Annotated in this window: 15 protein-coding genes; 10 read left to right on the top strand and 5 right to left on the bottom strand. The window is 68.1% G+C overall.

Annotated elements, in window-relative coordinates; genetic code table 11:
* Window positions 1–36: 36 nt before the first annotated feature.
* On the bottom strand, window positions 37–1,689 hold the full coding sequence (locus AC07F3_RS40590; protein ID WP_479120018.1) for a PfkB family carbohydrate kinase: 1,653 nt from the start codon (window positions 1,687–1,689) through the stop codon (window positions 37–39).
* A complete protein-coding gene (locus AC07F3_RS40585; RefSeq protein WP_479120017.1) occupies window positions 1,686–2,117 on the bottom strand; it encodes a VOC family protein in 432 nt (143 codons plus the stop codon). The genes AC07F3_RS40590 and AC07F3_RS40585 overlap by 4 nt, the downstream gene beginning before the upstream one ends.
* A gap of 1,444 nt (window positions 2,118–3,561) precedes the next feature.
* On the opposite strand from AC07F3_RS40585, the gene AC07F3_RS40580 reads away from it, so the two are divergent.
* From AC07F3_RS40580 to AC07F3_RS40560, 5 genes are read left to right on the top strand one after another with little or no spacing between them, the layout of a single operon-like run.
* Window positions 3,562–5,058 (top strand): GMC family oxidoreductase, encoded by a 1,497-nt coding sequence (locus AC07F3_RS40580; protein WP_479120015.1) that lies wholly within the window; start codon window positions 3,562–3,564, stop codon window positions 5,056–5,058.
* The gene (locus AC07F3_RS40575; RefSeq protein ID WP_479120014.1) at window positions 5,055–5,783 is read left to right on the top strand and encodes an SDR family NAD(P)-dependent oxidoreductase; all 729 of its coding nucleotides are present in this window, start codon (window positions 5,055–5,057) and stop codon (window positions 5,781–5,783) included. The genes AC07F3_RS40580 and AC07F3_RS40575 overlap by 4 nt, the downstream gene beginning before the upstream one ends.
* Entirely contained in the window at window positions 5,773–7,017 is a 1,245-nt protein-coding gene (locus tag AC07F3_RS40570; RefSeq protein ID WP_479120013.1) for a beta-ketoacyl-[acyl-carrier-protein] synthase family protein, read from the top strand. The genes AC07F3_RS40575 and AC07F3_RS40570 overlap by 11 nt, the downstream gene beginning before the upstream one ends.
* 15 nt (window positions 7,018–7,032) lie before the next feature.
* Window positions 7,033–7,947 (top strand): acyl-ACP desaturase, encoded by a 915-nt coding sequence (locus tag AC07F3_RS40565; RefSeq protein ID WP_479120012.1) that lies wholly within the window; start codon window positions 7,033–7,035, stop codon window positions 7,945–7,947.
* Window positions 7,948–7,978: 31 nt separating this feature from the next.
* The gene (locus tag AC07F3_RS40560; RefSeq protein WP_479120011.1) at window positions 7,979–8,230 is read left to right on the top strand and encodes an acyl carrier protein; all 252 of its coding nucleotides are present in this window, start codon (window positions 7,979–7,981) and stop codon (window positions 8,228–8,230) included.
* Between the two features lie 179 nt (window positions 8,231–8,409).
* Here AC07F3_RS40560 and AC07F3_RS40555 read toward each other — a convergent pair whose 3' ends face one another.
* Window positions 8,410–9,249, bottom strand: coding sequence for an AraC family transcriptional regulator (locus AC07F3_RS40555; RefSeq protein ID WP_479120009.1), 840 nt, complete (start codon window positions 9,247–9,249; stop codon window positions 8,410–8,412).
* Between the two features lie 867 nt (window positions 9,250–10,116).
* Complete coding sequence (locus AC07F3_RS40550) at window positions 10,117–10,665, bottom strand: sigma-70 family RNA polymerase sigma factor (RefSeq protein ID WP_479120007.1); 549 nt, start codon at window positions 10,663–10,665, stop codon at window positions 10,117–10,119.
* 739 nt (window positions 10,666–11,404) lie between these two features.
* Here AC07F3_RS40550 and AC07F3_RS40545 point away from each other — a divergent pair.
* The 5 genes from AC07F3_RS40545 (at window position 11,405) to AC07F3_RS40525 (ending at window position 16,387) form a co-directional block, all read left to right on the top strand.
* On the top strand, window positions 11,405–12,166 hold the full coding sequence (locus tag AC07F3_RS40545) for a DeoR/GlpR family DNA-binding transcription regulator (RefSeq protein ID WP_479120006.1): 762 nt from the start codon (window positions 11,405–11,407) through the stop codon (window positions 12,164–12,166).
* Between the two features lie 91 nt (window positions 12,167–12,257).
* Complete coding sequence (locus AC07F3_RS40540) at window positions 12,258–13,610, top strand: ABC transporter substrate-binding protein (protein WP_479120004.1); 1,353 nt, start codon at window positions 12,258–12,260, stop codon at window positions 13,608–13,610.
* Window position 13,611: 1 nt separating this feature from the next.
* The gene (locus tag AC07F3_RS40535) at window positions 13,612–14,568 is read left to right on the top strand and encodes a carbohydrate ABC transporter permease (protein WP_479120003.1); all 957 of its coding nucleotides are present in this window, start codon (window positions 13,612–13,614) and stop codon (window positions 14,566–14,568) included.
* Window positions 14,565–15,401, top strand: coding sequence for a carbohydrate ABC transporter permease (locus tag AC07F3_RS40530; protein ID WP_479120001.1), 837 nt, complete (start codon window positions 14,565–14,567; stop codon window positions 15,399–15,401). Before AC07F3_RS40535 ends, AC07F3_RS40530 begins: the two co-directional genes overlap by 4 nt.
* Complete coding sequence (locus AC07F3_RS40525) at window positions 15,398–16,387, top strand: zinc-dependent alcohol dehydrogenase family protein (RefSeq protein WP_479120000.1); 990 nt, start codon at window positions 15,398–15,400, stop codon at window positions 16,385–16,387. Before AC07F3_RS40530 ends, AC07F3_RS40525 begins: the two co-directional genes overlap by 4 nt.
* A 151-nt stretch (window positions 16,388–16,538) precedes the next feature.
* On the opposite strand, the gene AC07F3_RS40520 is transcribed toward AC07F3_RS40525, so the two are convergent.
* Window positions 16,539–17,294, bottom strand: coding sequence for an MBL fold metallo-hydrolase (locus AC07F3_RS40520; protein WP_479119998.1), 756 nt, complete (start codon window positions 17,292–17,294; stop codon window positions 16,539–16,541).
* Window positions 17,295–17,324 lie beyond the last annotated feature (30 nt).

Genomic DNA, 17,324 nt, shown 5'->3' with positions numbered 1-17,324 from the left:
AAACGCTCGGCTGGGAAACCCCAGCCGAGCGCCTCGCTAAGCTGCTCGCGGCTTGATCAACTCACCACGTGTTGCAACGACCCCTGGAATTCGCCGTGTGCTGTTGCTGTGGGGGCGGTCCAGGGACCGCGGGCCGCCGGCCGCGACGTACGCCGAGGCTGCCTCCACCGCCGACGCCACCGCCTCGCTGGGTAACTGGCCGCGGGCCAGCATGATGGCGAGGTGGCCGGCGAAGAAGTCGCCGGCCCCGCAGGGGTCGGCCTTCCCGCCCGCGGCAACCTTGGTGGGCACGACCAGCGGCGGCAGGTCCGCGTCGGCGAGCAGGACAGCGCCGTGCTCGTGCCGGGTGAGCGCCACCTGGACCGGCCCCCACGTGCGCCCTACCGCTCGTGCCGCTTCGACGTCGTCGGACAGGGTGTCGCCGCCCGTGAGGGAGGTGATCACGCGGGCTTCCCTGCTGTTGGGCGTCACCACGGTGGTGTGGGGGACCGGCGCCGCACCGCGCGGATGCGGGTCCCAGACCAGTGGGGATCGACGGGCGGCCTCGGCCAGTACGGTGCGTAGGCCGCTGTGCGCGGTAACGCCTCGACCGTAGTCGGACACCAGGACGCCGCCAGCCGCCATCAACACGCGCTGTGCCGCCTCCAGTGCGCTGTTGCCCTTGTGCCCGACCGGCAGGCAGACGTCCTGCTCGTCCAGCATCATCATGGTCCGGCCGGCGGCGCGGATCCGCGTTTTCACCGCGGTCGATCCGTCCAGGCCGAGATCGACCACCTCGACTCGGGCTTCGTCGAGCAGCGTGCGCAGCTGGTCGGCGACCGCGTCCTGGCCGAGCGCGGTGACGAGGGTGACGGGGGCGCCCTGCCGCGCGCTCAGGACAGCGGCGAGCGCGGCACCGCCGGGGCGCACGTGCGTGGTGCCACCGGACACGACCAGCGCGGGCTCGTCGGACGCCACCCGCTCCACACGGCCGAGGTGGTCGCGGTCGAGGAACGCGTCGCCGACCACCACCAGGTTCGTGCGGTCTCCGCGTGCCCCATCGGGCCGGCATTCCCCCTCCGGCTGCGGTGGCGAGGCAAAGGAGTTCGCCCCAACGGATGGGACGGAATCAGTGGCGTCCCTGGCGGCGACGACGGCGTCCATGGCAGCACACATCAGGTGGATCACCACGAGGTGGCATTCCTGCACCGTGGACACCGTTTTCGCCGCCACGGTGACCGCTTCGTCCACCAGCGTGGCCAGCGGGTTGGGTGCCGGTCCCGTCAGTGCCCAGGTCGCCGCGCCGACCTCACGCGCGGCCTCCGCGGCGCGCAACAGGTTGGCGCTGCGGCCGGAGCCGGACATGAGGAGCACGATGTCGCCCGGGCGCGCGTGCGCCCGGACCTGCCGGGCGAAGACCTGCTCGTAGCCATAGTCGTTGCTGATCGCGGTGACCGAGGACGTCTCGGCGTGCAGCGACAACGCGGATATCGGCGGGCGCTCCGTCTGGAATCGACCCACGAGCTCGGCCGTCAGGTGCTGGGCCTGCGCCGCGGACCCGCCGTTGCCGGCCACCAGCAGACGGCGGCCGTCGCTGCCCAGCTGAGCCAGCCGTGCCCCCCAGCCGGTGACCCGAGGCAGGTTGAGCTCGGGCAGGGCCGTAGTAAGCTGCTTCAGATACTCCGTAGCGGTTGAGGTGTCGGCCGTCATGCCGGTGCTCCTACTGTCGGGCGCCCCAGAAAGTCGTTGAGTTCGATGGTGTGGCGATCGGGGTCGGCGACGAACGCCACCGTCTCCTGCTTGATTCGGTGGGGCTCGGTGACCACTCGGTAGCCGAGGGCGCGTATGTGTTCCACCAGAGCCGGAACGTCGGCGACGCGAAACGCGACATGGTGAGTGGGGTGCGGGGCCGGCACGAGGTTTCGCTCCTGCCACAGTTCCACGCCGGCTGGTCTGCCGTCCGGCGCCATCTGCAGGATGACGCGATCGGCCAGCTCGTAGCGCACGACGGGGGACAGCCCGAGCGCGTCAGAATAGAACCGTTCGGCGGCGTCGATGTCCGCTACGTCCAGCCTGATGTGATCGAAGGCCGTGACCGAGGTCGCTGCGGTCACACGGTCCGGCGATGCGCTGCCCAAGCCGCGGTCCCCCTTGAGGAGTGACGGAGTTTCTCCACCTGATAGGGCCACATCCGCTTTCACGGATCCCGGTTTCTCGGAGTCCAAGGCGTCCCTCAGATACAGGCTGACTGGAGTAAAAAGACGACAGCCCCACGGGTGACCGCGTGCCGTGCGGATGCATCGGTCACCGCGGCGGTATCCCTGGGGGTATTCGGGTCGGCAGGCCGGATTCGGCTGTGACCGGACCCGGTGGAAAGAGTGGATTCCTTTTGCCATGTCAGCAGTCGGATAGAGGCGTCAGTGCACATCGCTTGATCCGGCGTTGCGTTGTTGAATCCTCCGATGCGGTGCCATGCCTGTCAACCGTGGCAGGCGAGCCCTTTGTCCGTTGCTGAGCGACAACTCTATGGGCTCAAGTGGTGTGCAGTTGACCGGACTTGCGCAGTCCATGACCGATGTTGCGTGTGCTGCTGTGGAGCCGTTCGAGAAATCGGATCTGTGCGTGCGAGGTTGAGTTGGTGATCCAGGTTGAGGTGCGCGAAATGTGCTCGCCGGCGCGACTGCTGGGGATGGCCTCCTGCGGGCCTAGCTGGTCATGGGGACCGTGTGCAGGGTGGCGGCGCTGGCGCTGCCGGTGGCGGTACCCCTTCACCTGGCCCGTGTGTCCCGCCCGTGGCTGTCGGTTGCGGTGTCAGTCATGTGGCGTGAGGCAGTGGCATCTCGGCGGACGATCCGCGCCACCTCTCGCAACATTTGCCATGGACTGCGCAAGTCCGGTCAACCGCGCTCCACTTGAGTCCCTAGGGTGAGGGGGCTGCGCCTGCGCTGGTGTTGTGGCGAGGAGTTCCCGTCGGGGAATTGGGCGGATTTCCCGCCGTCTCATCCGTACACGACACAGCCGGGTGACAGGAACAACGGAAGGCAAAGGGAATCGTAAGAGAAAGGCGATCGGGCGGGGTTGACAGGTAGGGCGCCGCATCGGAGGATTCCCGCAACACCACGCCGGATCAAGGGTATACGTAAACGCCGTCCTCACAACGTTGACGTAGAAAAGGTGCCCGTCCTGCGTCAAGGCTGATCTTCAGCCCTTCGTGTCCATCCGCAGAACCGGGGCAGGCTCGATATGTACCGCTTCACCTTTCTTTCGCGCCCTCAGGTGGAGAAAGCGCGTCCAGCCTGAAGCAATTTACGGCTACTCCAGCTCACCGCATTGCCACGGGCCTGCGTCACTCGCGACACAGTGCTGGCTGGGGACAGAGCGCCTTGCGCCTCAGGACTCTTTTGGAGGCGATCGGCGAGGCCCCATGCGTTCCGTTCGCCCAGCGGCCCTGATCCGCACGCCGCAACCCGGACCCGACGAACTCAATGGAGAACCACCGTGTCGACAGCCGATCGCCTCCCAGATCCCGCCCCATGGCAGTGGCCCGCGGCTCCGGACACCGATGACCCGCACTGTCGGGTGGTGATCGTCGGAGGAGGGCTCGCCGGCCTCGAAGTGGCCCGGCACCTGGCGGCCCTCGGTGTCGACGACGTTGTGGTCACCGAAGCTGGGCCCGCACAGGATCTGTTGCACATCAATGCCGCGCACGATCCTGATCAAGCGCTGCGCACCTTCCTCGATCCCGCTGGCGACCCGCACTTCCAGCGTTGCTGGACATCGGCATCCGCCCCGCATTACGCCGCCCATGCCGGCCTGCGCAAGCGCCTCGGCGGACGTTCGCTGTACTGGTACGGCGCATCGCTGCCGGTTGAGGACTGGGCACTGGGTGACTGGCCGGAGCCGATCGTGACCGACCTGCGCGACTCGTGGCAGGAGGGCGCACCCCTTTACGCGCAGGTCGCAGCAGACCTCGGGGTGAATCCGAACCGGCTCGACTCGCAGCAAACGGTGCTCAAGGTCGCAGGTTTCCGTCTGGTCCGCACTCCGCAGGCCGAAACCCGCTTTGGTGACGACGGCCGCTGGTACGCCTACTCCCCGCTGGATCATTGGCGTCACCCGGTGACGGGCGCCGCGCTGGACGGCCCGCGCGGCATCCGGTTCCTGTGCGGCACGGAAGTCCTTTCGGTCGAGATCCAGGGCGGGCGGGCCCGAGGCGTCCAGGTCCGGGGAACCGGCCCGAACGTCAGGGCCCGCCGGATTGCCGCGGACGCGGTGGTTCTGGCAGCCGGAACCATCGAAAGCAGCCGACTGGCAATCCAGGCGCTGCGCGAGATCGACCCCGGCCGCCCGCCCCGGCTGGACGGGCTGACCGACCACATCGTCCAGGGCTTCTTCCTGCGCGTGCGGGACTCGGACGATGCCGTGGCAAGGCGTGGCTTGTCGGATGTCGTTCCGGGCTCGTATGTGACCGCGTGCGAGGACAGTGTCCGGTCGAACCTGTTCATCACAGTCGAGCGGCCCGAACCCGGCGTCCTCCAGTTCGATGTTCGGCTCACCGGGGAGCAGGCGCCCGGCACCGGCAGTCACGTCACGTGCGAGCCGGCCCGCGAGTACCCGTGGCGCACCACCGTGACAGCGGATCTGGCCCCAGCCGACCGGCTCGTCATCGGACGTCAGCGCCAGGTGCTGGAGGAGGTATGGAGAGAGCTGGCCGCCGAGTTCGGTCTCACCGCGACGCCCCTGGACTTCGACGACTTCGACCGCCCGGTGCGCACCAACGCGTTCGTGCTGCCGGAGTCGATCGGCGCGGAGACGTCCGAAGGGCCCTTCACCTGGTCGAGCCCGCTGGGTACCGAGGACCACGAAGGCTGCACGCTACCGCTGGGGGACGTCCTCAACGACCGACACGAGTTCACCGTCATCCCCGACCTCTACGCCTGCGGGCCGGCGACCTTTCCCCGCATGGGCGCCGCCAACCCCTCGCTGACGACCCTGGCTCTGGCGCGACGACTGGCCCACGTCCTGGCCACCGCCCAGGGGCGCTTGGCACATCCGGCGGCATCGGAGGTGGAGGCATGACGCTCACCGACAAGCGTGTCCTGGTCACCGGAGCCTCGAAGGACATCGGCCGCGGCATCGCGCTTGACCTGGCCCGGCAGGGAGCAACCGTCGTCGGCACGTACAACACCGGCGTGGACGACGCGGAGGAACTCCTTGCCCTCGGCGTGAAGGAGATGGTCCATCTCAATCACCTGCACCGGGAGGAATCAGCGGCCACGCTCAGCCAACTGGCCGCCAGCGGCCCGTTCCACGGCATCGTGAACAACGCCGCGGTGATCGAGTTCACCTCCTGGGAGTCCAGTTTGGACTCCTGGGACAGGGTGTTGGACGTCAACCTGCGAGGTCCCCTGGCCACCACGATCGCGCTCGCCCCCGCCATGCCACCCGACAGCTCCATCATCAACATCTCCAGCACAGCGGGGACGCTGGGCTCCTTCGACTCACTCGCCTACGCGGCGAGCAAGTCCGCGCTCACCAACCTGACGAAGAGCCTCGCCAACGTGCTGGGGCCATCCGGCATCCGCGTCAACGCGGTCTCTCCCTGCTTCGTCGACCTAGACGCACCCGCGGAATCGGCCGGTTTGACTCCCCTGGGGCGCAACGCGTTCCCGGACGACATCGCCGCGGTGGTGGCCTTCCTGCTCACCGACGCCGCTCGCTTTGTCACCGGCACGGACATCACTGTGGACGGTGGCTACATGGCCGCGGACGCCCTCGCGAAGCGTGCCTACGATGCGCACTGACCGATCCCCTGGCCGCACTGCGAAAAGGACCGACGTCGCGGTCACCGGAATCGGTGCCACGACCCCGCTCGGTGGCGACGCGCCGTCGACCTGGTCCGCTCTCCTGGCCGGCGAGTCCGGCATCTCCCAACTGGAGACTCCCTGGGCCGACCGGCTGCCCGTCCGTATCGCAGGCGTCCTGAGGAAGGACCCGGCCGACGTCCTGGACCGTGTCCAGAGGCGGCGGCTGGATCGCAGCCAGGAAGTCGCACTCGTCGCCGCCCGCGAGGCGTGGGCGGACGCGGGCTCCCCGGACGTCGATCCGGTCCGGCTGGCCGTGGTGATGGGTACGGCGATCGGCGGCGCCCTGACGATGCTCGATCAGGACGATCGGCTCGAAGAGCTCGGGCCGCGGCTGCTGTCGCCGTTCACGATCCCGCGTCTGATGCCCAATGGTGCGGCCGCGGTCGTGAGCCTGGAACTCGGCGCGCGAGCGGGAACGCACGCGCCGTCCAGCGCCTGTGCTGCGGGGGCGGAGGCCCTGGCCCTGGGCGCGCTGCTGATCCGGGCAGGACGTGCCGACGTCGTCGTGGCCGGGGGCACGGACGCCTGCCTGCACCCTCTCTCGCTCGGTGGGTTCGCCCGCATGGGAGCACTCTCCACCCGCAACGACACGCCTGAGCAGGCGTCCAGGCCCTTCGACAAGGACCGTGACGGCTTCGTCATGGCCGAGGGTGCCGGCGTCCTGGTACTGGAGCGAGCCGAATTCGCGGCAGCCCGGGGCGCACGGTCCCGCGCCCTGCTCGCCGGCGCCGGCATCACGTCGGACGCGTACGACATGACGACACCCCACGCGGAGGGGCAGATCCGGGCCATCGAAGAAGCCCTGCGGGACGCGGACCTCACACCCCGGGACGTCGCCCACGTCAACGCGCACGCGACGGGCACGCCCACCGGTGACAACACTGAAGCGGAATCCCTGCGCCGAGCCGTCGGCACCCACCCCCTTGTCACCGCGACCAAGTCCTCCACAGGGCACTTGCTCGGCGCGGCAGGAGCGGTCGAAGCCGTCTTCACCGTGCTCGCCCTGCAGCACGCGGTGATCCCGGCGATCAACAACCTCCGTGAGGCGGCCCCCGAGATCGGGCTCGACCTCGTCACCGGCCAAGCCCGCCGGGCAGCGTCAGCGGCCGCACTGTCAACGTCATTCGGCTTCGGCGGGCACAACGTGGTGCTGTCCTTCACGAAGTCATGAACCCAGGAGACCGGCGTGACGATCGACTTGCTGGCCGAGCTGGAACCGGTGGTCGCCCAGAACCTCGACCGCCATCTGGCCATGGCCAAGGACTGGATGCCCCACGAGTACGTGCCCTGGGAGGAGGGCCGCGACTTCAGGGAGGTGCCGTGGCACCCTGATCAGTCGAGGCTCACCCCGCAGGCGCAGACAGCCTTTGAGGTCAACCTGCTCACCGAAGACAACCTGCCGAGCTACCACCGAGAGATCGCGCATCGCTTCGGCCTGGAGAGCGCCTGGGGCACCTGGATTGGCCGCTGGACCGCCGAAGAGGCACGCCATGCCATGTGCATACGGGACTACTTGCTGGTAACTCGGGCGCTCGACCCTGACCAGTTGGAAGCCCAACGCATGGCTGTGGTGCAGGCCGGCTATCAGAGCGGCCACCAGAGCCCGCTCGAAACGCTGGCATATGTGGCATTGCAGGAGCTGGCGACACGGATCGCGCATCGCAATACCGGCCGTTTCGTGAACGATCCCATCGCCGACCTCCTGCTCGCCCGGGTCGCCGCCGACGAGAACCTGCACATGGTGTTCTATCGGTCGCTGGTGAAGGCGAGCTTGGAGATAGAACCCTCCGCCACAGTCCGGGCCATCTGTAAAGAGATCATCGAATTCGCGATGCCGGGCTCCGTGATCCCGAACTTCAGACGCAAGTCCCTGGTGATTGCCCGGGCCGGCATCTACAACCTGCACATTCATCATGAGGAAGTGGTGCGTCCGCTGCTCAAGCACTGGCAGCTGTTCGAGCTGGAGGGGCTTGACGGTCCGGCGGAGCAGGAGCGAGAGCGCCTCGTGCTCCACCTGGACGCGCTGAACCTCCAGGCGGAGAGGCAGCAGGAGCACTTTGCCGACGCCGCCGGAGCGCACGGGAAGAAGGCTCTTCGATGAAGAACACGACCAACCAGCTGCGGAGGTGCACATGAGCCAGGAGAATAGGATCTTCAAGGCGGTGGCGGACATCATCGAGGACATCAGCGGCATAGCGGCGGACCAAGTGACTCCCGGGAGGCGACTGGTGGACGACCTCGAGATCGATTCGCTCGCCCTCATCGAGATAGCCGTCGCTGTGGGAGAGACCTTTGAGCTCGACATTCCCGACGAGGAGCTCAAAGAACTACACACGGTTCAGGACGTGGTCGACCACGTGGAGAAGGCCGCGATCAACGCCTGAGCAATCATTCGGCGACCGCCTCGTTCCCCCGGACACGCTCAATCAGCTTCGGTGGTGCCGCTGTCCGGCGCTCAGCGATGGGGGGCCGGCCCTTGGCCCAGGTATCCACCTCCCGCGGCCGTACGGGGCGCTCCGGGTCGGAGGCCAATAGCCCGGAGCGCGTCACGGTCACCGGCTGGTCAGGCCGGCTGGGATCGCTGCCGGTACTGGAGGGGTGAGCAGCCCAGGTGTTTTCTGAAGACGCGGGCGAAATTCTCCGGATTGGGGAAGCCGCAGCGGCCTCCGACCTGGGATATGAGTTCGTTCCCCGTGGTGAGGAGACGGCATGCGGCCTCGATGCGTAACTCGGTCAGGTACTGCACCGGCGTTTTTCCTGTGGCGGCGGCGAACTGACGTGAGAAGTGGTAGCGGCTGAGTAGGGCTTCCTTGGCCATGTCCTCAAGGGTGATATGCGTCGCCAGGTGTTCGTGCAGGTAGTCGGTCACCGCGAGCAGTCGCTCAGGATGCAGGCCAGCGGTGTCCGGCTGGACGTCGTGGTGCGGGTGGAGCAGATGGGCGGTGAGGTAGTGCGCCGCGCTGCACGCGTAGTGCTCGCTCGCTCCCGCTTCCTGGGCGCGCAGCAGCGTCGGGGCCATGGCCGCGGCTACGGGGTCGAAAACGCGCGGGGTCTCCAGGGCCGACAGGTCACGAACGGCGACTTCCGGGTGTTCGTCCACGTAGTACCGAAAATGGCGTGTGGGCAGGGCGATGAACGCCACCTCGACGCGCTGCTTGCCCGACGGTGGCCGCCGAAGACGTAGGGCGCTCTGGCCGACAAGGCGAGAGGTGTCTCCGGAGACGAGTGTGGTCCGATGCCAGCCGGATCCGTCCGGGTACTCCACCTGGCACAAGCCTTGCAGGAGAGCCACGATGGCGAATCGGTCTTGGGGCGGCTGATAGGTCATACGTCCCTGGGCAGGAATGATTCGCCTTTCTATCGTCAACGAATTCCACAGCGGGACATCACGAGCGTCGGCCATTTCCGTGTTGCCTTTCTGGGAGGTGCTGTGTGGGGCGCCCGCCGCCCTCAGGCTTCCGTCGCACTGTGCCGGCGGGGCGGAGTGCTTGGTGGGTGGGGGAGGGGGACAGGGAAGGGGGGCAGGGAAGGGCCCCTCGTCGGCGGCGTGGTGATTCAACTCGTCACGCCGTCAAGCGGGGCCCCATGGTTTCGTCCCCCTTCCATGCTCGATATCTCCTATGAGCAGTTCATGCATGTCTGGCTCGTCCGTGCTCGTTGGCGTGAACCAGGCGCTTGGTGACGGAAGTTGGGATGCTTCAAGGGAAATCGACTCGCCCTGGCTGATCCGCGCAGGGGCGAGAAGTTCGCAGAGGCCGTCTCGGTTCGGAGTGCCAGGGGCGACCGCGTGGTGCCATGCCGACGAGATGCATGACGTCCTGGCCGTTCGGGTGCCGGGGCTTGACGAGAGGTCCTCCCGTAGAGGGTGACGGACCTTGCCCGGGGGAGGTTCAAAGATTTCCCGCCATCATCCCCGCGCTCCACCGCCCTCCATCTCACCCCGCGCCCCGGGCTGTCCGGTCGGCTGACGTTCGGCTCAGCCCGCCCCCGGCCACGGGACCGGCCGGCGGGGGACAGGGAGGAGGGGGCGCTGAGCCACATGCTCCAGTCCATCAGTCGAGCGTTTCCGCGCCAGCGGACAGGCAGGGGCTCCGTCCCACCCCCACCCTGCGACCGGACCTCTCCTAGGCGGTGCGCATGTGAAGGTTGGGCATGCGTGCTGAACGAGCTCGAGTCCCGGGCGAGGGCGTACTCGGCCTGTCCGAGGGTCACGAACGCAGGTACGGCGCCGATGCCGTGGCTGTCGGCGACCTCGTCCCGCCCTTTCGCCTCAGTTGGTGTGCATTCCACGCTCGTTGAGTCCCGCGCGTAGAGCCTTGATCGCATAGTACGTACGTGACTTGACCGTTCCGGGCGGTACGCCGAGCACGCGGGCCGTCTGACTCACGCTGCGGCCCATGTAGTAGACGTGCAGCAGGACTTCGCGCTGGAAGGGGGCGAGGTCGTGCATCGCGTCGACCACGACATGCGCGGTGAGCGCGTGGTCCAAGCCGTCGGCCACCGGATGGTGCGCGGGGTCCGGCTCCCCGGTCTCCTGCGGCCGGGCCCGCCGACCTCGGTAACCGTCGATCACCAGATTCCGTACGACCTGGAACAGCCAGGGCCGCAGCGCCTCGCCCGTGGGGGCGAGTTCGGCGGCGTGCTGCCAGGCGCGGATCGCGGCTTCCTGGAGCAGGTCCTCGGCGCGGTGCCAGTCCCAGCCGAGCATCCGTGCCGCGAAGCGCAGCAGCGCGGAGCCGTGCCGTTCGTACAGAGTGCGCAGGAATTCCTCGGTGGGCTCAGCCGCTCGGCTCGCGGTGTGGGGGAGTAGTGCGGGCATGACGATGGGCCTCCATGCACTCCTGGTGCCAGGCATTGCTCGGAACCGACGGAATCCAGCTGTCACAGGAAGCGATGGGAGAAGTTCTAAGCCCAAATGGGCACACCGTGCGGGCCCGTTGTGGACCGCATCGCGACCGACTCTGACTGCTTGGGCACCGCTCGATCCCACTGTGCCCTTGTCCAGTCCCTCTGCCGCGGGCCGTTTCCGTGCCCGCACGGCCGATACGGGCGCCCGATTGGCGCCCGTTGCACTCGGATCACCGCGGGAAGCGGGCCCGGACCTCCGCCGGCCGCGGAGACCGGCCTCGTTCGGCCACTCCGCTGGGATCACCTGACGGGCTGATGCTTCGCTCGGTGCCGACTTGGCAGGTCTGGCACGCCAGCCACCAGCCACCAGCCCCCACCTTTCGCACTGCCGGTTCAGCGCGCTCTCCTGGGGCCTTATGGCACTACGGCTGTCCGCCGTGTGGCGGACGGGGCCGCGCCCTGAAGCGGCTCATCCGGCCATTCATAGCCGACCCCTGTCTGAGACCCGCTGGGCGGGGCCGGGCACTCACATTGCGCTCCTTCGTCCGTTCGCCCTGGCCACGGAGAGATGGAGCCGGTGAGAACGGGCAGAGACGGGCGAGGCCGGGTGCGAAACGGGCAGGGGCGCCGGTGCGCGGCGGCGGTATAAATCTTGGTGGGCCCGTTCGGGCGCCGGATGCCCGAACGGGCGGCGAAGGGCGGGAGGCGGCATGCGGGCGGAAGAGCGGCACCACAGACTCCTGACGCTGGCCCGCCGGGAAGGGCGGGTCGAAGTCGCCCTGGCGGCGGTGGACTTCGGGGTGGCCCCAGAGACGATCCGGCGCGATCTGAGCGAGCTGGAGCGGCGCGGGCTGGTGCGACGCACCCACGGCGGGGCCTACCCGGTGGAGAGCGCGGGATTCGAGACGAACCTCGCCCAACGGGTCACCCGTCACGTCGAGAGCAAGCGTCGCATAGCGGCCGAGGGCGTCAAAGTGCTCGGCGGGGCGGAGACGGTCTTCGTGGACGAGGGGTACACGCCCCAGATCCTCGCGAGCCTGTTACCGACCGACAGGCCGCTGACCGTCTTGACGGCCTCCCTGTCGACGGCCGCCGCCGTCGCCGACTCCGCCCACATCACCGTCCTGCTCCTCGGCGGGCGTGTGCGTGCCCGGACACTGGCAACCGTGGGGCCGTGGGCAGCCACGATGCTCGCCGGATTCGTGATCGAGCTGGCTTACCTCGGCTCCAACGGGATCTCGCGGGAGTTCGGCCTCACCACCCCCGACCCGGCCGTCGCCGAGATCAAGGCGCAGGCCCTGGCCGTGTCCCGCAGACGCGTCTTCATGGGACACCACAGCAAGTTCGGCGCGAGCAGCTTCTGCCGCTTCGCCGAGATCTCCGACTTCGAAACGATCATCACCGACACCGGCCTCTCGACCGCCGAGGCCCACCGCTACTCCCTCCTTGGCCCCCAGGTCGTCAGGGTCTGAGCCACCCGCCCGCGCATAACCCTGTGCGGCACTCCAGCGGTGGCTCTGGCATGGGCACTACAAGCCGCTGTGCAGGAAAGGACGATCCATCATGGCGACAACCAGGCGTATAGCAACCGTGACGGCCGTTGGCCTCTGCGGAGGGCTGCTCGCCGCATGCTCGGGTGCCGGAGGCGCGGGCGGCAGCAGCGGCTCGCACTCCATCAACATACTCATGGTCAACAACCCGCAGATGACCGACCTGCAAAAGCTCACCGCCGACCACTTCACCAAGTCCACCGGCATCAAGGTCAACTTCACCGTCCTGCCCGAGAACGACGTACGCGACAAGATCAGCCAAGACTTCGCCAGCCAGGCAGGCCAGTACGACGTGGCCACCATCAGCAACTACGAGGCGCCGATCTACGCCAAGAACGGCTGGCTCTCCCCGCTCACGGGAGACGCCAAGGGCGACACCGCCTTCGACCAGAGCGACATCCTGCCCAGCATCCAGCAGGCCCTGACCGCCGACGGGCAGATCTACGCCGAGCCCTTCTACGGCGAATCGTCCTTCCTCATGTACCGCAAGGACGTTCTCGCGGCCCAACACCTCACCATGCCCGCCCACCCCACCTGGACCCAGATCGCCGACCTCGCGGCCAAGGCAGACGGGGCACAGCCCGGCATGAAGGGGATCTGCCTGCGCGGTCAGCCCGGCTGGGGCGAGGTGATGGCACCGGTCACCACCGTCGTGAACACCATGGGCGGCACGTGGTTCGAGAAGGATTGGACGCCCAAGGTGAACAGCCCCGAATTCACCAAGGCCGTCGAGTTCTACGTCAACCTGGTGCGATCGCACGGCGAGGCCGGCGCCCCGCAGGCGGGCTTCACGGAGTGCCTCAACGACATGACGCAGGGCCAGGTGGCCATGTGGTACGACGCCACATCCGCCGCCGGCGCCCTCGAAGCCGCCGGCTCACCCGTCGCCGGGAAGATCGGCTACGCGCCTGCACCGGTCGACAAGACCAAGAGCTCCGGCTGGCTCTACACCTGGGCGTGGGGCCTCCAGAAGGCGAGCCAACATCAGCAAGACGCCTGGAAGTTCATCTCCTGGGCCTCCGGCAAGGACTACGAGAACCTGGTCGGCAAGCAACTCGGCTGGTCCAGGGTCCCGGCAGGCAAGCGCACCTCTACGTACGCCAACCCCCAGTACGTTGCCGCTGCCCAAGCCTTCGCCTCCGCCACTAAGGACGCCCTGACCAGTGCCGACCCGGCCAACCCCGGAGTGCAGCCGCGGCCCGCCCCCGGCATCCAGTTCGTCGGCATCCCCGAGTTCACCGACCTCGGCACCCAGGTCTCCCAGCAGATCAGCGCCGCCATCGCGGGGAAGACCAGCGTGGCCGACGCGCTCAAGAACGGCCAAGACCGCGCCCAGGCGGTCGCCGACAAGCACTACAGGCAGTGAGATGACCGCCCCCTCCCTCGCCCGGCCGGCCCGCCGTGTCCGGCACCCCGCGCAACACACCGGCGCGCGGCCGCGCAGTGCCTGGGCCCGCCGCGCACCCCTGCTGCCCGCCCTCGTCTTCCTCGTCGTGGTCACCCAACTTCCCTTCGTGGGAACCGTGGTGATCTCCTTCATGCGCTGGAACGCGCTCGAACCGGACCGGCGCGCCTTCGGCGGCCTCGCCAACTACAAGGCCGCCTTCACCGCCCCCGACCTGCGCTCCTCCGTCGTGACCACCGTCATCCTGACCGCCGTCGTCGTCCTGGTCAGCCTGCTCCTCGGTCTTGGCCTCGCCCTGCTCCTGGACCGGAAGTTCCTCGGCCGAGGCATTGTCCGCACCATGCTGATCGCCCCGTTCCTCGTCGTGCCGGTCGCCTCCGCACTGCTGTGGAAGCACGCCCTCTACAACGCCTCGTACGGCTTCATCAACGGCTCCCTGACCTGGCTGTGGCAACTCTTCGGCAGCCACAATGCCCCCCAGCCCGACTGGATGTCGTCGACCCCCCTTATCGCCGTCGAAGTGTCGCTGATCTGGCAGTGGACCCCGTTCATGATGCTCATCCTGCTCGCCGGGCTCCAGAGCCGCCCACCGGACATCGTCGAGGCCGCCCGTGTCGACGGAGCCAACAGCCGCCAGATCTTCCGCCACCTCACCTTCCCCCACCTGCGCCGCTACCTGGAGCTCGCCGCCCTGCTCGGCAGTATCTACGTGGTGCAGAACTTCGACGCCGTCTTCACCCTCACCTCCGGCGGCCTCGGCACCGCCAACCTGCCCTACACCGTGTACGCGACCTTCTACCAGGCGCACGATTACGGGCAAGCCTCTGCGGAAGGCGTCATCGTCGTCGTCTGCACCATGGCCGTGGCCACCTTTGCCCTGCGCACGGTGTCCTCCCTGTTCCGAGAGGAGACACGATGAGCGCCCTCCCTGGAGCCGTCCGGCGCGGCGCCTGGGGCCTCGCCGCCTGGACCTGCGGACTGCTCTTCTTCCTGCCGTTCGCCTGGATGGTGCTGACGTCCCTGCACACCGAACCGGACGCCGCGACCAACCCGCCAAGCCTCGGCGCAGACCTCACCCTTCAGGGGTACCGGGAGTTCTTCGGCTCGGGCGCCGCCACCAGCCCGTGGCCAGCGCTCGTCAACTCCCTTACCGCGAGTGTGATTTCGACCGTTCTCGTGCTCGCCCTCGCGACCCCCGCCGCGTATGCCCTCTCCATCAAACCCGTCCGCAAGTGGACCGACGTGCTGTTTTTCTTCCTGTGCACCAAGATGCTGCCCGCCGTCGCCGGACTGTTGCCGGTCTATGTCATCGCTCAGAACACCGGAATGCTCGACAACATCTGGCTCCTGGTCATCCTCTACACCTCGATGAACCTGCCGATCGCCGTGTGGATGATGCGATCCTTCCTGGCCGAGGTGCCGGTCGAGATCCTGGAAGCCGCCTCCATCGACGGCGCGGGACTGCCGACCGTCCTGATCCGTATCGTCGGCCCAGTGGCAGCTCCGGGCCTCGCCGCCACGGCACTGATCTCCTTCATCTTCAGCTGGAACGAGCTGCTGTTCGCCCGGGTCCTGACCGGCGTCGTCGCCGGTACGGCCCCCGTCTTCCTCACCGGCTTCGTCACCAGCCAGGGACTGTTCCTGGCCAAAGTGTGCGCAGCCGCCGTCTGTGTCTCACTGCCGGTGCTCTTCGCCGGGTTTGCCGCCCAGGACAAACTGGTCCAGGGCCTGTCCCTTGGAGCAGTCAAGTGAAAGTCGCTCTCATCAGCGCACCCGGAGTCGTGTCGATCGAGACCGTCGACGATCCGGCGCCGGGCCCCCGGGAGGTGGTGGTCCAGGTCGCCGCGTGCGGCCTGTGCGGAACAGATCTCCACATCCTTCAGGGCGAGTTCGCGCCTTTCCTTCCCCTGGTGCCGGGCCACGAATTCGCCGGAGAAGTCGTCGCTGTCGGCACCGCCGTCCACGAGCTGTCGGTCGGAGACCGGGTCGCGGTCGACCCTTCCCTCTACTGCAACGAATGCCACTACTGCCGCTTGGGCCGCAACAACCTGTGCGAACGCTACGCGGCCATCGGCGTCACCACCTCCGGCGCGGCCGCCGAGTTCGCCGTCGCGCCCGCCGCGAACTGCGTCAAACTGCCCGACCACATACGGACCGAGGACGCGGTGCTGATCGAACCGTTGTCCTGTGCGGTGCGCGGCTACGACGTGTTGCGCACCCCGATGGCCTCCCACGTACTGATCTACGGGTCCGGCACCATGGGTCTGATGATGCTGGAGCTCGCCAAGCGCACCGGCGCCGCCACCGTCGACATACTCGACACGAACCCCCAACGCCTCGCAACGGCGAGGAAATTGGGGTGTACTCGAGCCGCCGCGACGGCCGAAGGGATCGAGCGACCGCGCGGTTGGGACGTCGTCATCGATGCCACCGGCAGCGAGCAGGCCATCCAGGACGCCATCGGCAGAGTGGCCAGAGGCGGCACCTACCTCCAGTTCGGGGTGGCCGACTACGCCGCGCGCGCCACGATCGAGCCGTACCGCATCTACAACCAGGAGATCACCATCACCGGCTCGATGGCTGTGCTCCACAGTTTCGAGCGGGCGGCTGACCTCTTCGCGACCGGCGTCCTCGACCCGGAGATCTTCATCAGCGACCGGCTCCCGCTGACCGAGTACGCCGCCGCCCTCGGTCAGTTCGCGGCCGGGCGGGGCCGCAAAGTCCTGGTGACGCCGTGACGGGCGGGGCGGTGTCGTCCCCGCCACACCGCAGCCCCGGCGCAGTGTGAGCCAGGGCCGCTAGATATACCCCCCCGCTGTGGGGGAGGCGGGGCATGAAGTGTGCCTGTCGACCGTCGGCTCGTTCCCGGATGATGGTTCGGTGCGGGGTTCAGGGGATGGTGACCGCGACGCCCGGTAGGACCAGGCGGACGTCGATGTCGGGGGCGATCCGGGCGACGGCGTCGGCGTAGTGGCGGGGATCCTGTTCGGCCTTGGTGATCATCTGGTCGCCCAGCCTGCCGCTGTGGAACGCGTAGTGGTGCGGCACGGCCAGGGTGGGCCGGAGCACGGAGGTGAGTGCGGCGGCGTCCTCGGCGTTCATGACGACCTGAGCCAGGTTCATCGGCCGGATGCACAGGCCGTTGATCGGCACGATCGCCAGGTCGATGGGGCCGAATCGGTGCGGGATGGCGTCCATTTCCGGGACTCGCAGCGAGTCGCCGCCGAAGAAGACGGTGCGGTCGCCGGCCTGGATCACGAAGGTGACCTCGTGGATGCCGTGCGCGCCCGGGGTGGCCGTCACGGTGAGGCCCGCGACCGTGGTGGACTCCCAGGCCTCGATGGCGCGGATGTCGCGGAAGCCCTTTCCCTGGGCGATGGTCGCGACGGTGCCGGGCCCGATCAGAGGTGTGGTCAGGTCGAAGCCCGCGGCAACGAGGGCGTCGAGGTCGCAGTGGTCGTAGTGCTCGTGGCTGACCACGAGCGCGTCGATCGGGCCCAGGGCGCGGGCGGCCCGGTGGAGCGGCTCGCCCGGATAGTAGGTCGCGGTCTGGGTGAACCACGGGTCGGTGAGGATCCGGAGGTTCCCGATCTCAATCAGCTGGCAGGCGTGAGCGATCCGGGTCACGGTCAGGGCAGTGCGCATGCTGGACCTTCCCTTTCCTGGGGTGGATGT

The organism is Streptomyces sp. NPDC045846, assembly GCF_056431605.1.
This window is presented reverse-complemented; position numbering and strand designations above follow the sequence as displayed.